At 75.8% G+C, this 21,673-nt stretch carries 15 protein-coding genes; 8 read left to right on the top strand and 7 right to left on the bottom strand.

Annotated features, from left to right (window positions below; translation table 11 throughout):
• On the top strand, positions 1 to 2,929 hold a 2,929-nt coding region (locus PUR71_RS01430; RefSeq protein WP_329924435.1), incomplete at its 5' end, for a type I polyketide synthase.
• Between the two features lie 123 nt (positions 2,930 to 3,052).
• On the opposite strand, the gene PUR71_RS01435 is transcribed toward PUR71_RS01430, so the two are convergent.
• On the bottom strand, positions 3,053 to 3,631 hold the full coding sequence (locus PUR71_RS01435; protein WP_329924436.1) for a TetR/AcrR family transcriptional regulator: 579 nt from the start codon (positions 3,629 to 3,631) through the stop codon (positions 3,053 to 3,055).
• 91 nt (positions 3,632 to 3,722) lie between these two features.
• Between PUR71_RS01435 and PUR71_RS01440 the strand changes: the two genes are divergently transcribed.
• Complete coding sequence (locus PUR71_RS01440; RefSeq protein WP_329924437.1) at positions 3,723 to 4,169, top strand: anthrone oxygenase family protein; 447 nt, start codon at positions 3,723 to 3,725, stop codon at positions 4,167 to 4,169.
• 131 nt (positions 4,170 to 4,300) lie between these two features.
• Here the strand turns inward: PUR71_RS01440 and PUR71_RS01445 are convergent, their stop codons facing one another.
• Both PUR71_RS01445 and PUR71_RS01450 read right to left on the bottom strand, forming a co-directional pair.
• Positions 4,301 to 5,461: an acyl-CoA dehydrogenase family protein gene (locus PUR71_RS01445; protein ID WP_329924438.1), complete on the bottom strand. Its 1,161-nt coding sequence runs from the start codon at positions 5,459 to 5,461 to the stop codon at positions 4,301 to 4,303.
• 46 nt (positions 5,462 to 5,507) lie between these two features.
• Positions 5,508 to 8,321, bottom strand: a complete 2,814-nt coding sequence (locus tag PUR71_RS01450; RefSeq protein ID WP_329924439.1) for a helix-turn-helix transcriptional regulator — start codon at positions 8,319 to 8,321, stop codon at positions 5,508 to 5,510.
• 397 nt (positions 8,322 to 8,718) lie between these two features.
• On the opposite strand from PUR71_RS01450, the gene PUR71_RS01455 reads away from it, so the two are divergent.
• Genes PUR71_RS01455 through PUR71_RS01470 form a run of 4 tightly spaced genes read left to right on the top strand, consistent with a single transcriptional unit; the run spans position 8,719 to position 16,541 of the window.
• Positions 8,719 to 9,750, top strand: coding sequence for an AfsA-related hotdog domain-containing protein (locus tag PUR71_RS01455; RefSeq protein WP_329924440.1), 1,032 nt, complete (start codon positions 8,719 to 8,721; stop codon positions 9,748 to 9,750).
• A 14-nt stretch (positions 9,751 to 9,764) separates the two neighbouring features.
• Positions 9,765 to 12,488 (top strand): AfsR/SARP family transcriptional regulator, encoded by a 2,724-nt coding sequence (locus tag PUR71_RS01460; RefSeq protein ID WP_329924441.1) that lies wholly within the window; start codon positions 9,765 to 9,767, stop codon positions 12,486 to 12,488.
• A gap of 55 nt (positions 12,489 to 12,543) precedes the next feature.
• Positions 12,544 to 14,820: an ATP-binding protein gene (locus PUR71_RS01465; RefSeq protein ID WP_329924442.1), complete on the top strand. Its 2,277-nt coding sequence runs from the start codon at positions 12,544 to 12,546 to the stop codon at positions 14,818 to 14,820.
• Positions 14,817 to 16,541, top strand: coding sequence for an AMP-binding protein (locus PUR71_RS01470; protein ID WP_329924443.1), 1,725 nt, complete (start codon positions 14,817 to 14,819; stop codon positions 16,539 to 16,541). The genes PUR71_RS01465 and PUR71_RS01470 overlap by 4 nt, the downstream gene beginning before the upstream one ends.
• Positions 16,542 to 16,709: 168 nt before the next feature.
• On the opposite strand, the gene PUR71_RS01475 is transcribed toward PUR71_RS01470, so the two are convergent.
• On the bottom strand, positions 16,710 to 17,594 hold the full coding sequence (locus tag PUR71_RS01475) for a polyprenyl synthetase family protein (protein ID WP_329924444.1): 885 nt from the start codon (positions 17,592 to 17,594) through the stop codon (positions 16,710 to 16,712).
• Positions 17,595 to 18,263: 669 nt separating this feature from the next.
• On the opposite strand from PUR71_RS01475, the gene PUR71_RS01480 reads away from it, so the two are divergent.
• Positions 18,264 to 18,962, top strand: a complete 699-nt coding sequence (locus PUR71_RS01480) for a 4'-phosphopantetheinyl transferase family protein (RefSeq protein WP_329924445.1) — start codon at positions 18,264 to 18,266, stop codon at positions 18,960 to 18,962.
• Positions 18,963 to 19,113: 151 nt separating this feature from the next.
• Here PUR71_RS01480 and PUR71_RS01485 read toward each other — a convergent pair whose 3' ends face one another.
• Positions 19,114 to 19,278 carry a hypothetical protein gene (locus PUR71_RS01485; RefSeq protein WP_329924446.1) on the bottom strand — a complete coding sequence of 55 codons (165 nt, stop codon included), beginning with the start codon at positions 19,276 to 19,278 and terminating at the stop codon, positions 19,114 to 19,116.
• Positions 19,279 to 19,503: 225 nt separating this feature from the next.
• Between PUR71_RS01485 and PUR71_RS01490 the strand changes: the two genes are divergently transcribed.
• Positions 19,504 to 20,547 (top strand): hypothetical protein, encoded by a 1,044-nt coding sequence (locus tag PUR71_RS01490; RefSeq protein ID WP_329924447.1) that lies wholly within the window; start codon positions 19,504 to 19,506, stop codon positions 20,545 to 20,547.
• A gap of 38 nt (positions 20,548 to 20,585) precedes the next feature.
• On the opposite strand, the gene PUR71_RS01495 is transcribed toward PUR71_RS01490, so the two are convergent.
• Positions 20,586 to 21,437, bottom strand: coding sequence for a 4'-phosphopantetheinyl transferase family protein (locus PUR71_RS01495; RefSeq protein WP_329924448.1), 852 nt, complete (start codon positions 21,435 to 21,437; stop codon positions 20,586 to 20,588).
• Positions 21,434 to 21,670, bottom strand: a complete 237-nt coding sequence (locus PUR71_RS01500; protein WP_329924449.1) for a phosphopantetheine-binding protein — start codon at positions 21,668 to 21,670, stop codon at positions 21,434 to 21,436. The genes PUR71_RS01495 and PUR71_RS01500 overlap by 4 nt, the downstream gene beginning before the upstream one ends.
• Positions 21,671 to 21,673 lie beyond the last annotated feature (3 nt).

Consider the following 21,673-nt stretch of genomic DNA (forward strand, 5'->3'; position numbering starts at 1 on the left):
CATCGCCGGCCTCGCCGCCGACGGGCACACCCACTACATCGAGATCAGCCCGCACCCCGTCCTCACCAACGCCATCCACGACACCCACGAGGCCACGACCGGCGAACCCCCCGCCCTCGCCACCGGCACCCTGCGCCGCGATGACGGCGGCCTCGCCCGCCTCCTCACCAGCGCCGCCACCGCCCACGCGGCCGGCACCGCCGTCACCTGGCCGTCGGCGTCCGCCACGGGCGTGCGGCTCCCCACCTACGCCTTCCAGCACCGTCGTTACTGGCTGGAGCCGGCCCGCCCGGCGGCGTCCGCCGACGACCTCGGCCTGGACCGCACCGAGCACCCGTTCCTCGCCGCCTGCCTGGAGCCCGCCGACGGCGGCCCGACGGTCTTCACCGGCCGCGTGTCGCTGCGCACCCACCCCTGGCTCGCCGACCACGGCGTCCTGGACAGCGTCCTGCTGCCCGGCACCGGCTTCGTCGACCTCCTCCTCCACGTCGGCGCCCGCCTCGGCGTCCCCGGCCTGGACGAACTCGTGCTCCAGGCGCCCCTCGTGCTCACCGAGGACACCGCCGTCCGCCTCCAGGTCGTGGTGGCCGAGCCCGACGCCTCCGGACGCCGCCCGGTCACCGTCCACTCGCGGAGCGAGGATGCGCAGGCGTGGACCCGCCACGGCGCCGGCCTCCTGGCCCCCGGCCGCGCGGTTCCGTCGCCCATCGCCGAATGGCCGCCCGCCGCGGCCGAGCCGATCGACGTCTCCGGGCTGTACGAGCGCCTGCTGTCCCGCGGCTACGCGTACGGCCCGGCGTTCCAGGGCCTGCGGGCGGCCTGGCGGCTCGACGGCGCGGTGTACGCGGACATCGCGCTGCCCGAGGGCGTGGAGGCCCGGGACTTCGGCCTGCACCCGGCCGCGCTCGACGCCGCGCTGCACGCCGTCAGCCTGCTCGAGGGCGGGGACGGGCCGCTGCTGCTGCCGTTCTCGTGGAACGGCGTGCGCCTGCACGCCCACGGCGCTTCGCAGCTGCGGGTGCGGGTGACGGCGCGCGGCGGACCGGACGCGGTCGCGGTGGACGTCTTCGACGGCGCGGGCGCCCCGGTGGCGTCCGTGCAGGAGCTCGCGATGCGCCCGGTCGACCCGGCCCGGTTGACGGGCGGCGCCGACGCGCTGTTCAGCGTCCGGTGGGCCCCGGTACCGCTGGCCCCCGCTGCCGCGGGGGGCTCGCACGCCGTCCTCGGCAGCCTGCCGGGCCTGTCCGGGTACGCCGACACCGCCACGTTGGTTTCCGCTCTCGACGACGGAGTCGCCGCACCCGACATCGTCTACCGCCCGGTCCTCGGCGGCACCGCCGACCCGGCCGCGGCCTCGCACGAGGTGACCCGGGCCCTGCTGCGCGACATCCAGGCCTGGCTCGCCGAGGACCGGCTGGCCGGCTCCCAGCTCGTCGTCGTGACGCGGGGAGCCGTGGCCACCGACCAGGACACGGACGTGCCGTCCCTGGCCGAGTCGACGGCGTGGGGGCTGGTGCGCAGCGTCCAGACCGAACACCCGCGCCGGGTGGTCCTGGTGGACGCCGACCACGCCGCCGATTCCTGGGCCGAGCCGCTGCCGCGCGCCGTCGCGACCGCCCTCGACCTGGCCGAGCCGCAACTCGCCCTACGCGGCGGGGCGGTGTATGCCCCGCGGCTGACGGCGGCTGCCGCCCCGGGCACGGACCGGCGGGCGCTGGACGGCACCGTGCTGATCACGGGCGGGACGGGGACGCTGGGCGCGATGCTGGCGCGGCACCTGGTGAGCCGGCACGGCGTGCGGCACCTGCTGCTGACCAGCCGCCAGGGCCTGGCCGCTCCTGGCGCGGCGGCCCTGGTCGCCGAGCTCGCCGAACTGGGCGCGGAGGCGAGGGTGGCGGCCTGCGACGCGGCCGACCGCGAGTCGCTGTCCTCGGCCTTGGCCGGCATCGACGCTTCCACCCCGCTGGCCGCCGTGATCCACGCGGCGGGCCTGCTGGACGACGCGACGGTGGAGTCCCTGACGCCCGAGCAGGTGGAGCGCGTCCTGCGCCCCAAGGCGGACGCGGCGTGGAACCTGCACGAGCTCACGAAGGACCAGGACCTCGCCGCGTTCGTCCTCTTCTCCTCCGTGGCCGGGACGCTGGGCCTGGGCGGCCAGGCCAACTACGCGGCGGCGAACGTCTTCCTGGACGCCCTGGCACAACGCCGCCACGCCCTGGGCCTGCCGGCGGTGTCGCTGGCGTGGGGCCTGTGGGAGCAGGCGAGCGGCATGACGGGGGCGCTGAGCGAGGCCGACCACTCGCGGATGGCCCGGTCGGGCGTGGCTCCACTGCCGTCGGCGCAGGGCCTGGCCCTGTTCGACGCGGCACTGGAGCTGGCGGAGCCGCTGCTCGTCCCGGTCGCGTTGGAGACGACGGCCGTCCGCGAGCGCGCGGCGGCGGACCCGGGCTCGCTGCCGCCGATGCTGCGGGGAGTCGTCCGCGTCGCGGCACGCCGCACGACCGCTGAACCCTCGGCCCCCGAGGCGGAGCCGGCGGGCTTCCTGGAGCGGATGGCGGCCCTGGACGAGGAGACGCGCACGGAAGCGGTCCTCGACCTGGTCCGCCAGTGCGCAGCGGCGGTCCTGGGCCACTCGACGGTGGACACGGTGCCGGCCGACCGGATCTTCATGAAGATCGGCTTCGACTCCCTGACTTCCGTGGAGCTCCGCAACCGCCTCAACGCGGAGACGGGCCTGCGCCTGCCGACGACGGTCCTGTTCGACTGCCCGACCCCGAGGGCCGTGGCCGAACGCATCCTGGCCCCGCTGGCGGAAGCGGCGCCGCCTGCTTCGGAAGCCGAGGAGCAGGAGACAGTCCTCTCCGAGATCGAGTCGGCGGATGACGACGAGATGTTCGCCTTCATCGAGGAGGAGCTGGGCATCCTCTGACACCCCCCCCGATCCGCCGGCCCCGCCCCCACCCCTGAGGGAGCGGGGCCGGCCCCTTCGAAGGCTGCTGCGTAGGAAGTCGGACAGGCCGACTTCCTACGCCCGCGCCGTCGGGGCGATGCCTCAGGACACGGCGAAGCGGTCCACGAGCAGTTCCACCCTGCCCTCGGCGTACTCCGGGGGGAGGCGTCCCGCCCTGGTCAGGGTCGCCACCCCGTGCAGAGCCGCCCAGAACACCTCGGTGAACGGCCCCGGGCGGTCGCCGGCCCCGGCGACCTCGGCGAGGTTCTCCAACAGGGCGGCGAAGGCGTCCTTCAGCGGCGCCGGCGTGTCCTCCTGCGCGAACGCGAGGCCGCCGTCGAGCTGGAACATGGCGTCGTAGACCGCGGGATTGCGGGCGGCGAAGTCGAGGTAGGCGCGGGCGAGGGCGGTGACCCGTGCGCGCGGACCGTCCGCGGCGCGGGCCGCGGCGCGCACAGCCGCGGCCATCTCGGCGGCGCCTTCGAGGGCGACGGCGCCGATGATCTCGCGTTTGCCGCGGAAGTGGCCGTAGAGGACGGGCTGACTGTACTCGATGCGCTCGGCGAGCCGGCGGGTGGTGACCGCGCCCCAGCCCTGTCGCTCGGCGAGTTCGCGAGCGGTGGCCACGATGAGGCGTTCGCGCTCCGCCCGTTCGCGCTGCTTGCGTTCCTGGACCGACACGAGCTGATCCTAGCACCGCTAGACAATCGAGCGACAGCAGTACTAGCATCGACTCATCACCTAGCGGCGCTAGAATCCCAGAGGGGTCATCATGCTCAACGCACTCGAGGTCTTCACCACCGTGTCCGTCGGCGTGATGGTGGGGGTGGAGTTCTCCGTCGCCTTCGTCATCAACCGGATCCTCGCCGCACTCCCCGACGACAGCTGCCAACTCGGCCGCGCCCACGGCGGCCGGATGCTCGGCGCCGTGATGCCGGTCTGGTACGTCTCCTCGCTCGTCCTCACCGCGCTCTGGGCCATCGCCGGATGGCACCGCCCCGGCACCGGCCTCGTCGTCACCGCCGCCGGACTGCTGGTCGTCAGCGTGGTCATGTCGGTCCTGCTGCTCGTCCCGATCAACAACCGGAGCAAGACGTGGACCCCCGAGAACCGGCCCGCCGACTGGAAGGAGCAGGGCAACCGCTGGGACCGCTACCACTACGCCCGCGTCGCCGTCCTCGTCGCCGCCTTCGCCGTCCTGGTCAGCGCCCTCGTCTGAGCCCGCGGCCCCGCCCGCCGAACGGGTCGAGGCCGGCCGGGGCCCTCACGCGGAGGTGAAAGTGGTGGCGGCACACGTGTGCGCGGGAAGTCGGCCGGGCCGACTCCCCGCGCAGCGGCGCTGTGTGTGCCTCAGCCGCGGTTGCCTGCCGGGAGGACGTAGCGGTTGTAGACGAGTTCGCGCAGGACGTCGTCGCCGCCCTCGACGACGGAGACGTAGCGGACGTCGCGCAGGAGTTTGCCGATGAGGGACTCGTGGGTGTAGCCGTGGCCGCCGAAGAGTTCGGAGCCGGCGGCGGCGATGTCGAAGCCGGTCCGGCCGCAGAACATCTTGGCGGCGAGGGCGGACTTGAGGGTGCCGCGGCGGTAGAACTCCTGGGCGGCGTCCGGGCGGGCGGCGATCTCGTCCCACTCGCGGGCGGCGGCGAGGCACTGGTGGGTCATGACGTCGATCTGCATCTCGAACTGGCCGAGGCGCGCGGCGAAGACGGGGTTGTCCTCCAGCGGGGCGCCCTTGATCTGCTTGGTGGCGGCGTAGTCCATGCACAGGTCGCGGACGCGGCGGGCGATGCCGAGGGCGGTGGTGGCGATGAGGATGCGGCTGGCGTTGAGGCCGATCTCCAGCAGGCGCAGGCCGTTGCCGGTGAGGGCGTGGTCGGCGGGGACACGGCAGTTGTCGAGCGACACCTCGTACGTCGCGGAGGAGCGGACGCCGATGACGTCCCAGCGCTTCTCGACCACGAAGCCGGGGGTGTCGCGCGGCACGACGACCGCCTTGTAGTCGCCGGGGTCGTCCGTCGAGCGGGCGATCACGACGACGAAGCGGGCGAAGCCGGTGTTGGTGGAGAAGGCCTTCCTGCCGTCCAACACCAGTTCGTCGCCGTCGTGGCGGACGGTGGTGGTCATGCGGCCGAGTTCGCTGCCGGCCTCGTGCTCGCTGCCGAGGGTCGCGCAGAAGCCGGGGTGGGTGACGAGGCCGGGCAGGTACTTCCGCTTGAGCTCGGCGCTGCCGTACAGGTCGACCATGGTGGTGGCGAGGACGGTCATGAAGAGGGTGAAGGCCGCGCCCGCGTCCCCGTAGGAGAGGGCGTTGACGATCCGCACGCTGTCCTCCAGGCCCACCCCCGCGCCGCCGTACTGCTCGGGCAGCCACCAGTTGGCGAGGCCGGCGTCGGTGAACGACTTGTAGAGCGGCAGCGGCGCGTCCGACAGCGAGTCGAGGACGGCCTCCTGTCCGATGAGCTCCTTGCGGACGAAGTCCTGGACGGCGCGCGTGCGTTCGGCCTGGTTCATCTCGGTTCTCCCCGTTGGTGGTGAAGGTGGCAGAGGGACGGCAGCGTCAGACGGCCGCGCCGAGGGCCATCGGGAGGGCCTGGCGGCCGTTGATGTCGAGCTTGCGGTAGACGCGCGTGAGGTGCTGCTCGACGGTGCTGACGGTGATGAAGAGCTTGACGGCGATCTCGCGGTTGGTGCAGCCGTGGACGGCCAGGATCGCCACCCGCCGCTCCGAGTCGCTGAGTTCGGAGCCGAGTTGGGCCGCGGCGCCGGGCGCCTCCGGGTGTCCCGGTGCGCGCTCCGACCTGCGGTCCGACGCGCGGTCCGACGGACGCGGCGAACCCGTGACGAGCTGGTCGTGGAGGGTCTCGGCGCCGCACTCACGGGCGAGGTGCCAGGCGCGGCGCAGGACGATCTCGGCGCGGCCGGTGTCGCCGCGGTCCTTCAGGACCTGACCGAAGTCGTCGAGCGCGAGGGCGAGTTCGTAGCGGTCGCCGCAGCGGCGGAGGTCCTCGACGGCGCGGGTGAGGAGCGCCTGACGCTCCTTGGGCTCGCTCAGCGCGGCCTGGAGGCGCAGCGTGGTCCCGGAGACCTTCGGGTGGCGTGCGTCGGGGGTGGCGAGCTGGTCGGCGACGAAACGGGCGGCCTGGGTGGTCTCGCCCAGGCGCAGGAGGGCTTCGGCGGCGCCGGTGCGCCAGGGCAGGACGAGCGGGCGGTCGATGCCCCAGCGGCGCATGGTGCGGCCGAGGTCGAGGAAGTCGCCGAGGGCGGCGTTGAAGCGGTGGACGGCGAGGTGGTGGCGGCCGCGGGCCCACAGGTAGGCGAGGCCGTGCATGGAGCCCGCGAGGCCCTCGGGCTGGGCGCGGGAGAGTTCGCGGGCGGCGTCGTCGTGGCGGGCGAGGGCGGTCTGGGCGCGGACGAGGGTGGCGGTGATGCCCGCCGCGAAGAGGCTGTCGATTCCCTCGGGGCCTTCGGGCAGCAGGGCGAGGGCCTCGCGGGCGCCGTGTTCGGCGGCGGCGAGGTCGCCCTGGCCGAGTCTGGCCTCGGCGTTGAGGGCGGCGAAGAGGGCTTCCCAGCCGACGGCGCCGCTGCGGGCGGCCTCGGCGCGGAAGACCTGGCTCCAGGTGGCGGCGGTGGCGGGGTCGTCGCCGTGGAGGAGGCAGCGGACGGCCTGGGCGACGGCGGGGAGGGTGCCGTCGGTGAGGTGGACGCCGCGCAGGAACTTCTCGACGGCGGTGGTGGCGCCGTTGCCGGGCGCGTGGTCGGGCACGCGCCACAGGGCCATCGGCGAGCCGGTCTCGGCCCACTGCGGGAAGGCGGTCAGGCCGTCGAGCGGGTCCAGGCGCCGGCTGCGCACCGGCCGCCCGGGAGCGGCGGTGGCGGGCGTGGTGAGCCGGCCGAGCACCTCCACGGCCTCGTCGATGCGCCCCTGGACGGTGAGCAGACGGGCCAGCGGCACGAGGCCGTCGGTGTCGAGCCGGCCGTCGCGCAGGAGCCGCAGCGGTTCGGCGAGGTGGCGTTCGGCGGCGCCCGGGTCGGTGCGCCCGGCGGCGGCGGCGATGCGGATGCGGAAGCGGGCGCGCTGCTCCTCGTCGGTGCTGCCGCGGAAGGCGAGGTCGAGGCAGGCGACCGCGCGGTCGACGGCGCCTTCGGCGAGCAGCTGTTCGGCGGCGGCGCACAGGACGGGCGGCGCCCATTCGGGCATCGGCCCGCCGGCGGCGAGGAGTTGGGCGGCGACGGCGGCGGCGGGCAGGCCACGGCGCTGGGCGATGGCGGCGGCGGTGCGGTGCAGCGAGGCGCGCACCTCGGGGTCCATCCAGTCGAGGACGGCGGCGCGGGCGGCGGGGTGGCGCACCTGCGCGTCGGCGGTGACGCCGGCGGCGTCGAGGCCGGCGAGCTCGCGGGCGACGGCGGCGGGCGGCACGTCGAGCAGGCGGGCCACGAGCTCGGCGGTGGCCAGCTCGCCGAGGACCGCCAGGCCCTCGGCGACGCGGCGGGTGGCGGGCGGGCAGCGGTGCAGGCAGGTGACCACGGCCTGGCCGAACGGCCCGCCGGGGGCCGGCTCGGCGGGGGTCGGCCCGCCGGGGGCCGGCCCGCCGGGGGCCGGCCCGTCCGGCGAGGCCGGCGCCTCCAGCGACACCCCCCGCTCCTCCAGCAGCGCCCGCAGCAGCAGCGGGTTGCCGCCGGAGGCGTCCGCGAGCGCACCGGCGGCGCTCTCGCCGAGGCGCCCCCGCAGCGCCTCGACCATCACCGCGCGCTCCAACCGCTCGAGCCGCATGCGCCGGAAGTTGGGCAGACGCAGCAGCTCGGTCCGGAACAGCGGGTCGGCGGCACGGACCTGCGGGTCCGCACGGAACTGCGGGTCGTCGCCGCGCTCGTGAACGGACTCGGAGAGCACGAGCACCAGCCGTTCGCCACGGCTGCGGCGGGCGAGGTGCAGGAGGTAGCGGCGGGAGAGGTCGTCGGCGTGGTGCAGGTCGTCGACGCAGAGGACGACGGGCGCGCTGGCGCCGAGGCGCTGCACGGCGGTGCAGAACGCCTGCATCGCCTCGACCCTCGAGGCCCTGGACGACGCCCGCGCGAAGTCACCGGAGTCCGCGTCCGGGGACGCGGCGGGCGCGAGGCCCGGCTCGCGGTCGGCGGCGCACGCCGCGAGCTGCGCGATGACGCCCAGTTCGAGCGCGCGCTCGTCCTCGGTGGCGATGGCGCGCAGGACGACGGCGCCGGTGGCGGCGGCCCGTTCGGCGGCGGTCTCGGTGAGTTCGCTCCGGCCGCAGCCGACGGCGCCCTCCAGGAGCAGGATCCGGCCGCAGCCGGCCCGGCCGGCGGCGAGCGCGGCGTCGATCTCCGATAGTTCCGACTCACGTCCGATCAGCATGAATTGATCCCCCCGTTGGTCCCGCGGATGGGAGTGGACCCGGACGGCCCGCGTCGGCGGCGCGGGCACCTGCGGCGCGGCGGCACGAGTGGCGGACGGTCCGTCTGTCGCTCCGCCGATCAGCTTAGGAGCGGCCCGCCCGCAGGGGCTCCGCCCGGACGCTGACCGCAAGTTGCACCGCAGCAACTCACCCGGTCCGGCCAGGGCGTCCGGGGCCTGACCGCAGGCTCCCCCCGCCCACCGGGGAAGCACCGGCCGCCACCGCCGCAGTACTGGCCGTGCAACATCCTGCCAGCGTCCCCCGGTGGCCCCGCCGCGACGGGTCCGCGCACCCTGATCACCGGGGGCACGGGTCCGTGCCGACGCGACACGGGTCCGTGCGACGCGAGGAGAATCCATGACGGACGTCACCACCATGCCCGGCCGGCCGGCCGCGCGCCGTGCCCATGACGACGACACCACCGGGAGCGGCACCCGCCACCTGGTGCACTGCCCGCCGTCGTGGGAGAACTGCCTGCTGGACGCCCCCGGCCTGGGCGAAGAGCACTTCATGCTGACCGGTGAACTGCCGGTGCGCCACCCGCTGTTCAACGACGGTCCGGGCCTCTTCCACGACCTGCAGACGGTGACGGAGTCGGTGCGGGAGATCGGCGAGTTCGTCGGCCACCGCTACTTCGGGGTCCCGGTCAACCGCACCGGGCTGTTCCACGGCTTCGCGCTGACCCTGACCGATCTCGCCGCGTGGCGGGTCGTGCCGGGCCGCCGGCCCCGGCTGAGCACCGAGATCCGGGCCACCCCGGTCAACGTCGTCAACGGCGTGCCGCGCGGCCTGGACTTCCGGCTGCTGGCCCGGGTGGACGGCGCCCCGTGCGCGACCGGTTCGGCCGGCCTGGTGTTCCTCATGCCCAAGCTGTACGGGAACCTGCGCGCCCACAACCGCCGGGCCGTACGGGAGACGCCGGAGCTGGACGAGCGGCCGGTGGGCCCGGTGCACGCCGCCGACCCGGCCGAGGTCGGCCGCGCCGGCGCGGCGAACGTCGTCGTCGCCCGGCCCGACCAGGACTCGCGCGAGCGGCTGAGCACCTGGGTCCTCACCCGGGGCGTCGGCCCGGTCTTCGCCGCGGCCGAGCACCGGTCGCCCGGCGACGAGCGGCTGCCCGGCCTGCACCTGCTCGAATCCCTGCGCCAGTCCTCGCTGCTGGCCGCCGGACGGGCCCGCGGACTGACCGCGGAGCGCTGCGTGCTCGCGTCCCTGGACGTGCGCTTCCGCGGCGAGGCCGAGGCGGCCCTGCCGCTGCGCTGCCTGGCCGAGGCCGGGCCGGTGGGGCGCGACGCCCACGGGCGGCCGTCCGTGCCGGTCACCGTGACGCTCACCCAGTGCCGCCGGACCGTGGCCGAGGCGCGCACCGTCGTGGTCCAGGACTTCTGAGAGGCCGGGCGCACATGAGGTTCCGGATCCTGGGGCCGCTGGAGATCGCCGGCGCCCCGGACGCAGCCGTCGGCCCGGGCGCGGCCGGTGCCCCCGGCGCCGGGGGCGGGGCGCCGCGCGCGCCCAAGCTCCGGGCCGTCCTCGGCACGCTGCTGGTGCGGGCGAACGAGGTCGTGTCGGTCGACGGCCTCATCGACGAGCTGTGGCCGGACTCCCCGCCACGCACCGCCACCAGCACGCTCCACGTGTACGTCTCCCACCTGCGCAAGCTGCTGCGGGCCGCCGACGCCGACCACGGCTCCACGACGCTGCTCACCCGCAGCCCCGGCTACCTGCTGGCCGCGCGCACCGACGAGATCGACGCGACCGTGTTCACCGAGCTGCACGAGCAGGCCACCGTCGCACTGGAGGAGGCGCGCTACGCCCGCGCCGTCGAGCTGGAGCAGCGCGCCACCCGGCTGTGGCGCGGCCCGCTGCTGTCCGACACCCCGCACGGGCTGCTGCTGGAGAGCGCCGCGACCCGGCTCGGCGAGGCCCGGCTCGCCGCCGTCGAGCAGCGCATCCTCGCCGAGCTGCACCTCGGCCGGGGCGCCGCCCTGGTCAGCGAGCTCCAGGCGCTCACCACCGAGCACCCGCTGCGCGAGGAGTTCCACGCCCAGCTGATGCTGGCGCTGTGCCGCAGCGGGCAGCAGGCCGAGGCGCTGCGGGTGTACGCGCAGGTGCGGCACACCCTGGTGGACGAGCTCGGCATCGAGCCGGGCCCGCGGCTGCGCCGCCTGCACCGGCAGGTGCTGGACGGGGACGAGGCACTGCTGCCGCCGGGGCGGACGACACTCGTCGAGCACACCCCGGAGCAGGGCACCGCCGCGCCGGCCGCCCCCGGGGAGCCCACCGCCCCCGTCCCGGTCAGCCTGCTGCCCGCGCCCGACCCGGACTTCACCGGGCGCGCCGATCAACTCGCCCAGGTGGAACACCTGTTGCTGACCGCGCCGGCCGGCGGCTGGGTCGCCGTGCTCGGCCTGCCCGGCAGCGGCACCTCGGCGGTGGCCGCCCTCGCGGCCCGGCGGGTCGCGAACGCCTTCCCGCACGGGACGGTCTACCTCGACCTGCGGCCCTCGCACGGGCCCGAGCTGGGACCGGTCGAGGCCGCGGCGGCCCTGCTGCGCCGGGCGGGGGCCGCGCCGCCGCGCGAACCCGTGGAGGAGCTGCAACTGCTGCTCGCCCGGCGCCGGATGCTGCTCGTGCTCGACCACGCCGCCACCGAGGAGCAGATCCGCCCGCTGCTGCCGACCACCCCGGGCAGCACCGCGCTCGTCACCGGCCGGCTCGCCCCGACCGGCCCGGCCGGCATGCTCCCCGTCGTCCTCGGCGCACTCACCCGCGCCGAGGCCCGCGAGCTGCTGGCCCCCCGCACCACCGACAACGACGGCGCGGACGGCTCCGACGCACCGACCGACCCGACCGCCGACGACGACGCGTGCGCGACCGACGACACCCGAAGCAGCGACGACGCGCGCGCCACCGACGAGCTCACCCGCCTGTGCGGCGGCCTCCCGCTCGCCCTGCGGGCCGTCGCCGCCCGCCTCGCCGCCCGGCCCGAACTGACCCGCGCCGCCCTCGCCGCCCGCCTGCGGGACGAACGCTCCCGCCTCGCGCTGCTGCGCGTCGGCGACCTGGACGTGCGCGCCCGGCTGCACGGCGCCTACGCCCGGCTGGACGCCGTCGAGCAGGACGGCTTCCGGCTGCTCGGCCTGCTGCCGCGCGGCCGGTTCGGGGTGGGCGCGGCGGCGGCCGTCCTGGGCCGGGAGCCGGTCGAGGCGTCGGTGCTCGCGGAGGCGCTGGTCGGGCGGCACCTGCTGGCGCCGGTCGGCGCCGATGCCTACGCCCAGCACGAGCTGCTGCGGCTGCTGGCCCGGCAGTTGCTCGCCGAGCGGGACGCCGGGCCGGCCGTCCGCGCGGCCACGGCCCGGATGTGCACGTGGTACGCGGAGGAGGCGGAGGAGGCCGCCCGGCTGCCCGGAGCGTCCGTGTTCACCCCCGACGGCCCGCCCCGCCGGGTCGAGCTGGTGTACGCACTGCGGGCGGCGCACGAGGCCGGCCTGTGGCGTCTGACCGTCCGCCTCGCCGACGCGCTCAGCACCCCGCTCGAACGGGACGGCGCCTGGGACGACTGGGCCACCGCCCACGGACTCGCCCTCGACGCCGCCCGCCGCGCCGGCGACCGCGGGGCGCAGGCCAGGATGCTCCGCTCGATGGGCGAACTCGCCTGGTACCAGCGCGACCTGAACCGCGCCGAGGCGTGCTACCGGCAGGCCGCCGGGCTCACCGACGACCCGTCCGAAGGGGCCCGCATCCTGGTCGGACAGGCCGAACTCCTGCTGGACACGGGCGCCGTGGACGAGGCGCACGCCGTCCTCACCCCCGCCCGGGCGCTCCTGGCGGACACCGCGCCCGACCGCGCCCACTTCGAGCTCCACCGCGCCCTGGCCCTCACCGCCCTGGAACGCGGCGCCCCGCAGGCCGCCCGCGCGGCCTTCGCCACGTGCGCCCGCGTCGCCGCCACCCTGCGCGACCCGCGCCTGGAGTCCTACGCGCGGCGCCGGCTGCGGGGCGCCGACGACCCGCTGGACGCCGTCGAGGTCCGTCCCGGCCTCTGGCGCCTGCGCACCGCCCCGGGGCCGGCCCGCACGCCCGCGCCGGACGGCCACCTCCTGGCCGGCGCCGGGAGCGACCGATGAGCGGGCCCGAACCGTCCACCGCCCGCACCCCCGACACCTCCACCGGCAGGGGACGATGACCGTGCACACGACGCTCGCCACACCCCTGACCACAGCCACGGCCACCGCGGCCCCACCCACCACCGCCACCGGCGCCGACGACCTCGTCGGCCGCGAGGCCGAGCTGCTCGCCACCGCCGGCCGCCTGCACGACCCCGCCGTCCGGCTGCTGACCCTCACCGGCCCGGCCGGCGTCGGCAAGAGCCGCCTCGCCGAGCTCGCGGCCCGCGAGGCCCGCGCCGCCTTCCGGACCGTGGTCACCCTCGACCTCGCCGCCACGGCCGACCCCGCTCCGCCCACCGACCGCATCACCCGCGCCGTCGCCGAGAACCTCGCCGTCGACCCCACCGACGACCCCGCCGGCCGCCTCCTCCTCGTCCTCGACGGCTGCGACCACGCCGGCCGCCCCGAACCCGCCGCCCTCGCCGCCCTGCTCACGGCCGAGCCCGGCCTCACGCTGCTCGCCACGGCGCTGCGCCCCCTCGGGGTGTACGGCGAGCACCTCATGCCGGTGGCGCCGCTGCCCGTACCGCTGCCCGAGGAGTGGGAGGGCCCGGACGAGCTGGGCCGGGTGCCCGCCGTCGAGCTGTTCGTCCGCCGGGCCGTCCGGGTGCGGCCCGGCTTCGCGCTGACGGAGGAGAACGCGGACGCCGTCGCCGCGCTGTGCCGCCTCCTCGAAGGTCTGCCGCTGGCCGTCGAGTTGGCGGCCGGACGGCTCCGGCTCTTCCCACCGCACGAGCTGCTGGACCAGCTGCGTCGGGCGGGCGTGGACTCGCTGGCCGGCGGCGCGGCCTACGCGCCGCCCCGCCACCGCTCGCTCGCCGCTCTGGCCCGGTGGCAGTGCGAGGACCTGGACCCGGCCGCGCTCGGGTTGCTCGGCCGACTCTCCGTCCACGTCGACGGGTTCGCCTCCGGCGCGGTCGACCGCCAGGAGGCGGCGGCCTTCGAGAGGCTCCTGGACCACGGCGCACTCACCGTCTCCGCCTCCCGCTTCACCGTCCCCGAGCCGCTGCGCTCCAACCTACGCGGCGCCCAGCCGAGTTCCGCGCACGACCGCCACGCCGAGCACTACCAACAGCTCGTGGCCGCCGCCGCACCCCGCCTCGCGGGCACCGAACAGGCCCACTGGCTCGCCGTCCTGGCCGCCGAGGGCCCGAACACCGAGGCCGCCCTGGACCACCTCCAGGGGCGTGGCGACCACCAGGCCGCGGCGGCCACGGCCCTGGCCTGCCTGGAGCCCTGGCTGAGCCGCGGCCGCCTGCGCCCCGCCCTCGACCGGTACGACCGCCTCGCCGCCGCCCCCGGCCTGCCCGAGCAGCTGACCGCCCAACTCACCGACGCCTCCGGTGTCCTGACCCTCGCGCTCGGCCACCCCGCCGACGCCGCCGAGGCCCACCGCCAGGCACAGGCGGCCGGCCGCCGCGTGGGCGACCGTCGCATCGTCACGCTCGCGACCGCCCGCCTCGGCGCCGCGCTGCTGGCCGCCGGGGACCTGCCCGCCGCCCGGGCCGCCCTGGAGTCGGCGATCACCGCGCAGGAGTCGATGGGCGCGGCGGGCCAGGCCGCCCGGTCGGCCACCGCGCTGGCCCGCACCCTGTGGGCGCAGGGCCAGCAGCGGCCCGCCCTCGCCGTGCTGGAACGCGCACTGACCGGCGCCCGCCGCACGCGGGACGGGCGCGGCCTCGCCCAGGCCCACCACACCGCCGCCGCCATCGCCGCCGACCGGGGCGACCACGCGGAGGCCGACCGCCACCTCCGCGAGTGCCTGACGCTCCACGCCGCCGCCGGCGAGCGCACCGAACTCCCGGCCGCCCTGGAGGCGTTCGCCCTGCTCACGCTCGCCGCCGCACCGGCCCAACAGCCGCGCGTCGCCCGCCTGATCACCGCCGCCGGCCGCCTGCGCGCCGCCCTCGGGACGCAGCCGGACGCCACCGCCGGGGCCGCGCTCGACGAGGCGCTCGACGGCCTGCGTGCGCGCATGGGCTGGACGGGCTTCACCGTCGCCCACGCCGAGGGCGCGCGCCTCGACGCCGCCGCGGCGGTCCAGGAGGCCCTGTCCACGCCCGCCCCCGGTCGCCCGGCCAAGGACCAGGAGGACCAGGACCGGCAACGACTCACGCCGCGCCAGCTCCAGGTGGCCATGCTGGTGTCGGAAGGACTGACGAACCGTCAGATCGCCGAACGCCTCGGCCTGTCGGAGTGGACGGCGGTCAACCACGTCCGCCAGGTGATGCGCCGCCTGGGGTGCACCTCCCGGGTGCAGGTCGCGTGGTCCCTCGGGCGGCGGCCGTGAACCCCGCCGCGGCGCCCGGCCTCACCCCGGCCGTCCTCGACACCGTCACCGTCCCGGCCGAGGTCGCCGCCGCCTACCGCGCCGGGGGATGGTGGCGCACCGAGACCTTCCTGCACGACCTCCGGCGCACCGCCGCCCTCTCGCCGGCCCGACCGGCCATCGTCGCCCACCGCCTGCACCGCCCGGCCGGCCGCCGCGTCCACACCGTCACGTACGCCCAACTCGCCGCCCACGTCGAACGGTTCGCCGCCGCCCTGCACGCGCTCGGCGTCCGCCCCGGCGAACCGGTCGCCTACCAGCTGCCCGCCTGGTGGGAGACCACCGCGCTGACGCTCGCCTGCCTGCGGCTGGGCGCCGTCGCCGTGCCCGTCCTGCCCACCGTGCGCAGCCACGAGCTCGCGCAGACGCTGCGGCTGACCGGCGCCCGGGTGTGCGTCGTCCCGGACGCGTGGGAGGGCCACCCGCACGCCGAGGCGCTGGCAGACCTCGCGGGCAACCTCCCGTGGCTGCGTCACCGGGTCGTCCTCGGCGACGCCACCACCACCGGTGCGGTGGACTTCGCCCGGCACTTCCTGCACACCTCGCACCCGCCGGCGCCGCAGCCCCGCACCGACGCCGACCGCCCCGCGCTCGCCGTCTCCGTCATGACCACCGACGCCGCCGCGTCGGCCGTCCTGCACACCCCGAACACCCTCTACGCGAACATCTCCGCGCAGCACGACCCCACCGGCCCCGGCCGCCGCCCGCACGAGGTGTTCTACTCCGCGCTGCCGCTGACGTCCCTCGCCTCGCTCCTCTACACGGTGTGCTGGCCCCTCGCCGTCGGCGGCACCGGGGTGTGCCAGGACGTGTGGGACCCGGACGTCTGCCTCGACCTCCTCGACACGGCGGGCGTCCACCAGGCCTACGCGGCCCCGGTCTACTGGACGGAGGTCCTGGCGGCCCAGCGACGCCGCCCCCGGCAGCTCCGCCGCCTGCGCCTGCTCCTCTCCGGCGGCCGGACGAGCACCGCGGGCCCGCTGCTGGACGACCTGCGCGACGCGCTCGGCGCCCCGGCGCGGAACCTGTGGGGCGCCCCCGAGGTCGGCATGGGCACCCTCACCAAGGGCGACACCCCGGCCGAGCGCGAGGGCCGCAGCGACGGACTGCCGCTGGACGGCCTCCAGGTGTCCGTGCTCCCCCGCCCCGGCCACGAGGGTGCGACACCGGGCGCCCTGTGCGTGCGCGGCCCGTCGGTGTGCCTGGCCCGGTGGCACCACGGCGAGACGGCCCCGGCGCTGACCTGGGCGGACGGCGACGGCTGGCTCGGCACCGGCGACACGGCGCTCGGCGACGGCCTCGGCGGCATCCGCGTCACCGAACGGGCCGGCACCCGGACGGGAAGCATCTTCATGGCCCCGGTGGACCTGATCGAACGGGAGCTGCTGGCGCACCCGGGCGTGGCCGAGGCGGCCGTCGTCGCCCACACGGACCCGGACCTCGGCGAGCGCACGTGCGCCGTCCTCGTCCCGGCTGCGGACCAGCCCCCACCCGCGCTGCTGGAGCTACGCGAACACCTGGCGGCCCGCGGCATCGGCGAGGCGTTCCTGCCGACCCGCATGGAACTGGTGAGCTCACTCCCGCGCGACGACCACGGGGCCGTCCGCCACGAGGGCCTGCGCCGGTGGATCGCCCGCCTCCTGCCGGGCCAGCCCCGCACCACGCCGATCACCACCGCCTGAACGGCACGGCGCCCACAAGCGCCCCCACCGGAATCGCAGTACCGCACCACCTCACGGTCGCGTCAGCGCCGCCACCCGCGCGAACCAGCCCACGCACCACCATCCACAGCCCGGCGCGCACCTACCGACGGCGCGCACCACCCCGCCCCGCCACCACCCCAGCACCCCTCACGGCCGCGTCAGCGCCGCCACGCACTCGTACAGCTCCGCCCGCCAGTCCGCGCGCAGCGGGGCGGCCCGCAGGGCGGCGCGGGCGCGGTCGAGCTGCTCGGCGATGAGCAGCTCCGCCCGGTCGTGCGCGTCCCGGTCGAAGAGGACCTCGCGCAGCAGTTGCGCGATCCCGTCGAAGCCCTGCCCGCCGCCGAGGAAGCCGCGCAGCCGCCAGCCGGCGTGCACCGCCCGGCCGAGTTCGCCGTAGTGCGGGTCGAGGTCGCGCCGACCGGCCAGGGCGGCGCCGAGCAGGAGCGGCTGCTCGACCGCGTACCAGCCGGACGCGCAGCCGCTGCCGCAGCCCTCCAGGCACTCGGCGGGCCAGGGGTCGTCCTGGTACTCGCCGGCCCGGGCGGCGTCGCCGTAGGCGCCGAGGACCCGGTCGGTGCGCAGGTCGTCCCAGACGACGTGGGCGCGGGCGGGCAGCGCGAGGGCGAGCCGGTCGGCGAGGGCGAGCGCGAGGTCGCCGGCGAGCACGGCCATGCCCTCGCCGAAGCGGCGGGACTCGCCGCGCCAGCCGTGGCGCTCGTGCTCGGCGGCGTGGCTGACGTGCAGGGTGGGCACGCCACGGCGCAGCACCGCGCCGTCGCGGGTGTCGTGGCGGATGAGGTGCCCGGCGTCGAGGAGTTCGAGCGCGGCGGCGGCGTCGACGATCTCGGTGCCCTTGGGGTCGCCGCCGGCGGCGAGGTAGCCGGCGACGCAGAGCGCGGCGCGGAGCCGGTAGCCGACCCGCACGAGGGCGCCGAGGTCGCTGACCAGGGCGGCGGCACGGCGGTCCGCGGTGACGCGGCGGTCGTGCTCCTGGGCGAGGATCCCCCCCAGCCTGGTTTCGACGCGCTGCATCAGCTGGTCCCGGATTTCGCCGGGTCCGGCGGTCTTTGGCGCGCTCGACTGCGTCGTCATGGTGGCGTCCCCTTCTCGGCGGGCTTCCTCACGACGAGCTTTCACCGCACCGGATTCCTCTGCGGCACAGGGGAGTTCGGCGCGGTGCGATCCGCGTCCCGGTTTCCCCCCGGGCGGCAGAATCCGGTCAGCGGGCATTGCCCCGGCGGGGATGTCAGCCATGGGCTTGCCATGCCCCACGGCGGCGGCGGTCACCGCTCCCGTCCGGGACCGGCCGAGGGGAGGACGTAGGCGCCTGCCCGGCGCAGTCGGCGACCGCATCCAGCGCTGAGGTCCAACGGGCTCGGCTGCTTCACCCGCCCACCGTATGTTCGCGCCGGGACGGCCCGGCACCCCTACCGGCCCCACTGCGCAGCATGACCACGACAACCCGATGGCAAGCGGATGACAAGCCCGGCCTCCCCCACCGGCTGGCGGCGGGCTGACCGACCGGCGGCCACGGCCACCGATGACAGGGCCCCGCCGGCGGAGGGCGGTTTCGGCGCCCGGTCGCTGCGGCCGGGCGCCGGGCAGAGGGCGCGGGAACCGCCGGCGGGCGAGCGTGGAAGCAGTCCACCGCAGCGGCCGCAAGACCCGCCGCAGCGGCCGCCGAGCGAGATCGGGATTGCGATGCTGTCCACCATGCTGCCCTCGTGCGTCTCCGCCGAGGAGTCCAGACAGGACCTGGTCGAGATCGAGCTGTTCCCCGAGGAGGAAGCCCATGTCACCAATGCGGTGCGCCAGCGCCGCGCCGAGTTCACCACCGTCCGCTGGTGCGCCCGCCGGGCGATGGGAAGGCTGGGCCTCGCGCCCGCGCCGATCGTGCCCAGCCGCCGCGGCGCGCCGGGCTGGGACGAGCGCCTGGTCGGCAGCATGACCCACTGCCGCGGCTACCGGGCCGCCGCGGTGGCCTGGAAGACCGACGTGCACTCGATCGGCATCGACGCCGAGCGCAACGACCCGCTGCCGCAGGGCCTGCTGGAGTCGATCGCGCTGCCGTCCGAGCACGCCTGGGTGCGCGACCTGCTGCGCACGGGCGGCCCGGTGGCCTGGGACCGCCTGCTGTTCTCCATGAAGGAGGCGGTCTTCAAGACCTGGTACCCGCTGACCGGCCGGGAGCTGGACTTCGAGGAGGCCAGGATCACCGTCGACCCGGAGGAGGGCACCTTCCGGGCCCGGCTGCTGGTGGACCCGGGCACCGAGCTGTGCCCGCAGGTGTTGTCCGGCCGGTGGTTCGCGGACGAGGAGATCCTGCTGTCGTCCATCGCACTGACCGTGCCCGCCCCCGTACGGCGGGCAGCCCCCCACGAGGTTCTCGTGAGGGGCTGAGCCTGGCGCTGGACCCGCCGGCCCGCACCGGGGCGCGGCGGGTCTTCCGTGACGCGGGCCGGTCCGCACGACCGGCCGTCCGTCACGACCGGGGACCGTCAGGTCCAGCGGTCGTCACGCGGGTCCGGCTCCGTCGAGCCGTCGGTCGCGGTCAGGTCCACTGGTCGTCACCGTTCGGGGTGGGGTGGGACGACGGAGTCACCGAGGAGGTGCCGGTGGCGGCGGCCGGCGCCTTTCCTCCCGTCGCATTGCCGGTGGTGAGCAGGACGCCGACACACGCCAGGGCCGCCGCGAACACACCGGCCGCACAACGCACATAGCGGACATTGAATCGCATTGTCGTCTCCCCCGAGACTCAAATTAATCCGGTCTTCAACCAACTGCCCCGGCCGGTTCCGACCGCTTCCGGAGGCAGGAGCAATATTGCTGTCCGGTTCGACTCATAACCAAGGCGTCGCCGCTGGCGTACTGTTGCATGGCAACAAGTGCGTGCAGGCTGAAACAGCAGATGCGGTCGGTTAGCGGGGGGTGAGCCGCCGGGATGGCGGAGCGAGATTCGGTTTCACATTTTTCGGAGCTGGACGACACCAGCGCCGCCGCCTACGGCCAGGCCGTGCGCCTCGGGAGGTTCGACCGGGCGGTCATCGCCGAGCGCCTGGGGATTCCGCTCCGGGACGTCGAGCGCGCTGAAACGGTCCTGCACAATCTGAGACTGCTCCAGCCGATGCCGGGGCGGCGGGAGGTGCTGGTTCCGATCGGACCCGACGTGGCGGCGGCCGACCTGGTCGGCGACGCCGAGCGGCAGATCCGCGAGCTCCAACAGGCCGTCACCAGCGTGCGCTCGACGCTCATCTCGTTGCTGCCCACCTACTTCGAGGGGCGCCGGGAGCGCAACCGCCTCGAAGCCTTCGACGTCATCAACGACGCCGACATGGTCCAGTCGATGATCGACGAACAGCGCCAGAAGTGCCGCAGCGAGGTGCTCATCGTCCAGCCCGGCGGCCCCAGACCGGCCCACGCGCTGACCACCGCGCGCGGCACGGCCGAGTCGATGCTCTCCCGCGGCGTGCGGATGCGCACCATCTACCAGCACACCGCCCGCAGCGACCTGCCCACCCGCGCCTACGTCCGCGACATCGTCGCCCTGGGCGGGGAGTTCCGCACCTGCGACGAGCTGATCGACCGCATGTTCATCTACGACCGCGAGGTGGTGTTCCTGCCCGAGCGCTCCGGCGGCCCCGACGCCACGCCGGGGGCGGCGATCGTGCGCGAGCCCGTGCTGGTCACCTTCCTGTGCTCGGTCTTCGAGTACATGTGGAACAACGGCAGCCCGTTCACCGCCGAGTCCACCAAGGCGCCGGCCGTCAACGACGAACTGAAGGCGGCGATCGTGCGGCTGATGGTGCAGGGCTACAAGGACGAGATGGTGGCGCGCCGGCTCGGCATGTCGGTGCGCACCTGCCGGCGCCACATCGCGGAGATCACCGAGGACCTGCAGGCGACCAGCCGGTTCCAGGCGGGCTACAACGTGGCGGCGTCGCAGCTGCTCGACCTGGACCGGTCGGCCGCGCTCGGTCCCGGCTGAGAGCCTGCCGAGGACAGGCCCTGTCGGCCGGGCCGCCGTCACCCGCCGTTCTCCAGGGCGTCGTTGATGGCGTCCACCCAGTCCGGGTCGAGCATGGTGGTGATGACGGTGTCGGCGGTGGCGCCGAAGCCGGCGTCGTAGACGGCGGCGCTCACGCAGTACCCGCTGTCCAGGGTGAACGTGCGGAACGCCCACTCGTCGCCGGTGCCGGTGGTGCCGTCGGGCCGCTGCACCCGCACCGGCTTGCCGTCCGGGCCGAAGCCGAAGTCGGTGAAGCGGAACTGCATGCCCTGCCCGATCGCCTTGCTGTAGGCCTCCTTGAGCGTCCACAGCCGCACGAGCCCGGCGTCCCGCTCGGCCTCGGGCAGGGAGGCCAGCGAGACGAGCTCGAACGGCGTGCAGACGGTCCGGCTGAGCCCGCTGCTGTACAGCGGCCGGTCGGCCCGTTCGGCGTCGACGCCGATCAGGCCGCGCCGGGTGAGCCCGACCAGCAGCAGGCCCTCGGTGTGGCTGAGGCTGATGTCGATCTGGTCGTAACCGCGCAGGTAGGGGCGGCCGGTGGGCCCGTAGGCCAGTTCCAGGGCGCCCGGGTCGCCGCCGAGGACCTTGCTGGCGGCCGTCTTGAGCATGACCCGGGAGGCCGCGTAGCGGGCGCGGACGTCGGCGTGGGCGAGCTCCAGGTAACGGCTCCAGTCCCGGCCGAGCACCCGGCGCAACTCGTCGCCCGCGGGCATCTCCGGCAGGAGGTCGGCCAGTTCGGCGTGCACGAGGGCGGTGCCGTCCGCCTTGAGCCGGCGCCCGACCTCGTCCCACGCGGGGTCGGCGCCGCCGCCCACCCGGATCGGGGCGCCGAGCGGCGGGCCGAGGGCGGAGTCTCCGGGGGCGGTCATCGAACCTCCGTGGCGAGTTCGTGGAGTCGGCCCAGGGTGCGGGCCTCGATCAGGTCGCGGATCGGGAGATTCCGCTTAGGCGGCGACTGCCGGCGTTCCAGCACGACGACGAGCTGGAGCAGCAGGACGGAGTCCCAGCCGGGAACGGCCTCCAACTCGGCCTCCGGCCCCAGCCCCGCCGGCTCCAGATCCAATTCCTCCCGGAGCAGATCCAGAAAGGCGTCGAAACCCACCGG

Origin of the sequence: Streptomyces sp. SP17BM10 (genome assembly GCF_036322405.1) — a bacterium.
Classification (GTDB): Bacteria; Actinomycetota; Actinomycetes; order Streptomycetales; family Streptomycetaceae; genus Kitasatospora.

Coding starts and splice junctions, on each gene's coding strand:
- PUR71_RS01440 (WP_329924437.1), top strand. CDS start 3,723: ATGCTCAACGCACTCGAGGTCTTCACCACCGTGTCCGTCGGCGTGATG.
- PUR71_RS01445 (WP_329924438.1), bottom strand. CDS start 5,461: ATGAACCAGGCCGAACGCACGCGCGCCGTCCAGGACTTCGTCCGCAAG.
- PUR71_RS01450 (WP_329924439.1), bottom strand. CDS start 8,321: ATGCTGATCGGACGTGAGTCGGAACTATCGGAGATCGACGCCGCGCTC.
- PUR71_RS01455 (WP_329924440.1), top strand. CDS start 8,719: ATGACGGACGTCACCACCATGCCCGGCCGGCCGGCCGCGCGCCGTGCC.
- PUR71_RS01460 (WP_329924441.1), top strand. CDS start 9,765: ATGAGGTTCCGGATCCTGGGGCCGCTGGAGATCGCCGGCGCCCCGGAC.
- PUR71_RS01465 (WP_329924442.1), top strand. CDS start 12,544: ATGACCGTGCACACGACGCTCGCCACACCCCTGACCACAGCCACGGCC.
- PUR71_RS01475 (WP_329924444.1), bottom strand. CDS start 17,594: ATGCAGCGCGTCGAAACCAGGCTGGGGGGGATCCTCGCCCAGGAGCAC.
- PUR71_RS01480 (WP_329924445.1), top strand. CDS start 18,264: ATGCTGTCCACCATGCTGCCCTCGTGCGTCTCCGCCGAGGAGTCCAGA.
- PUR71_RS01490 (WP_329924447.1), top strand. CDS start 19,504: ATGGCGGAGCGAGATTCGGTTTCACATTTTTCGGAGCTGGACGACACC.
- PUR71_RS01495 (WP_329924448.1), bottom strand. CDS start 21,437: ATGACCGCCCCCGGAGACTCCGCCCTCGGCCCGCCGCTCGGCGCCCCG.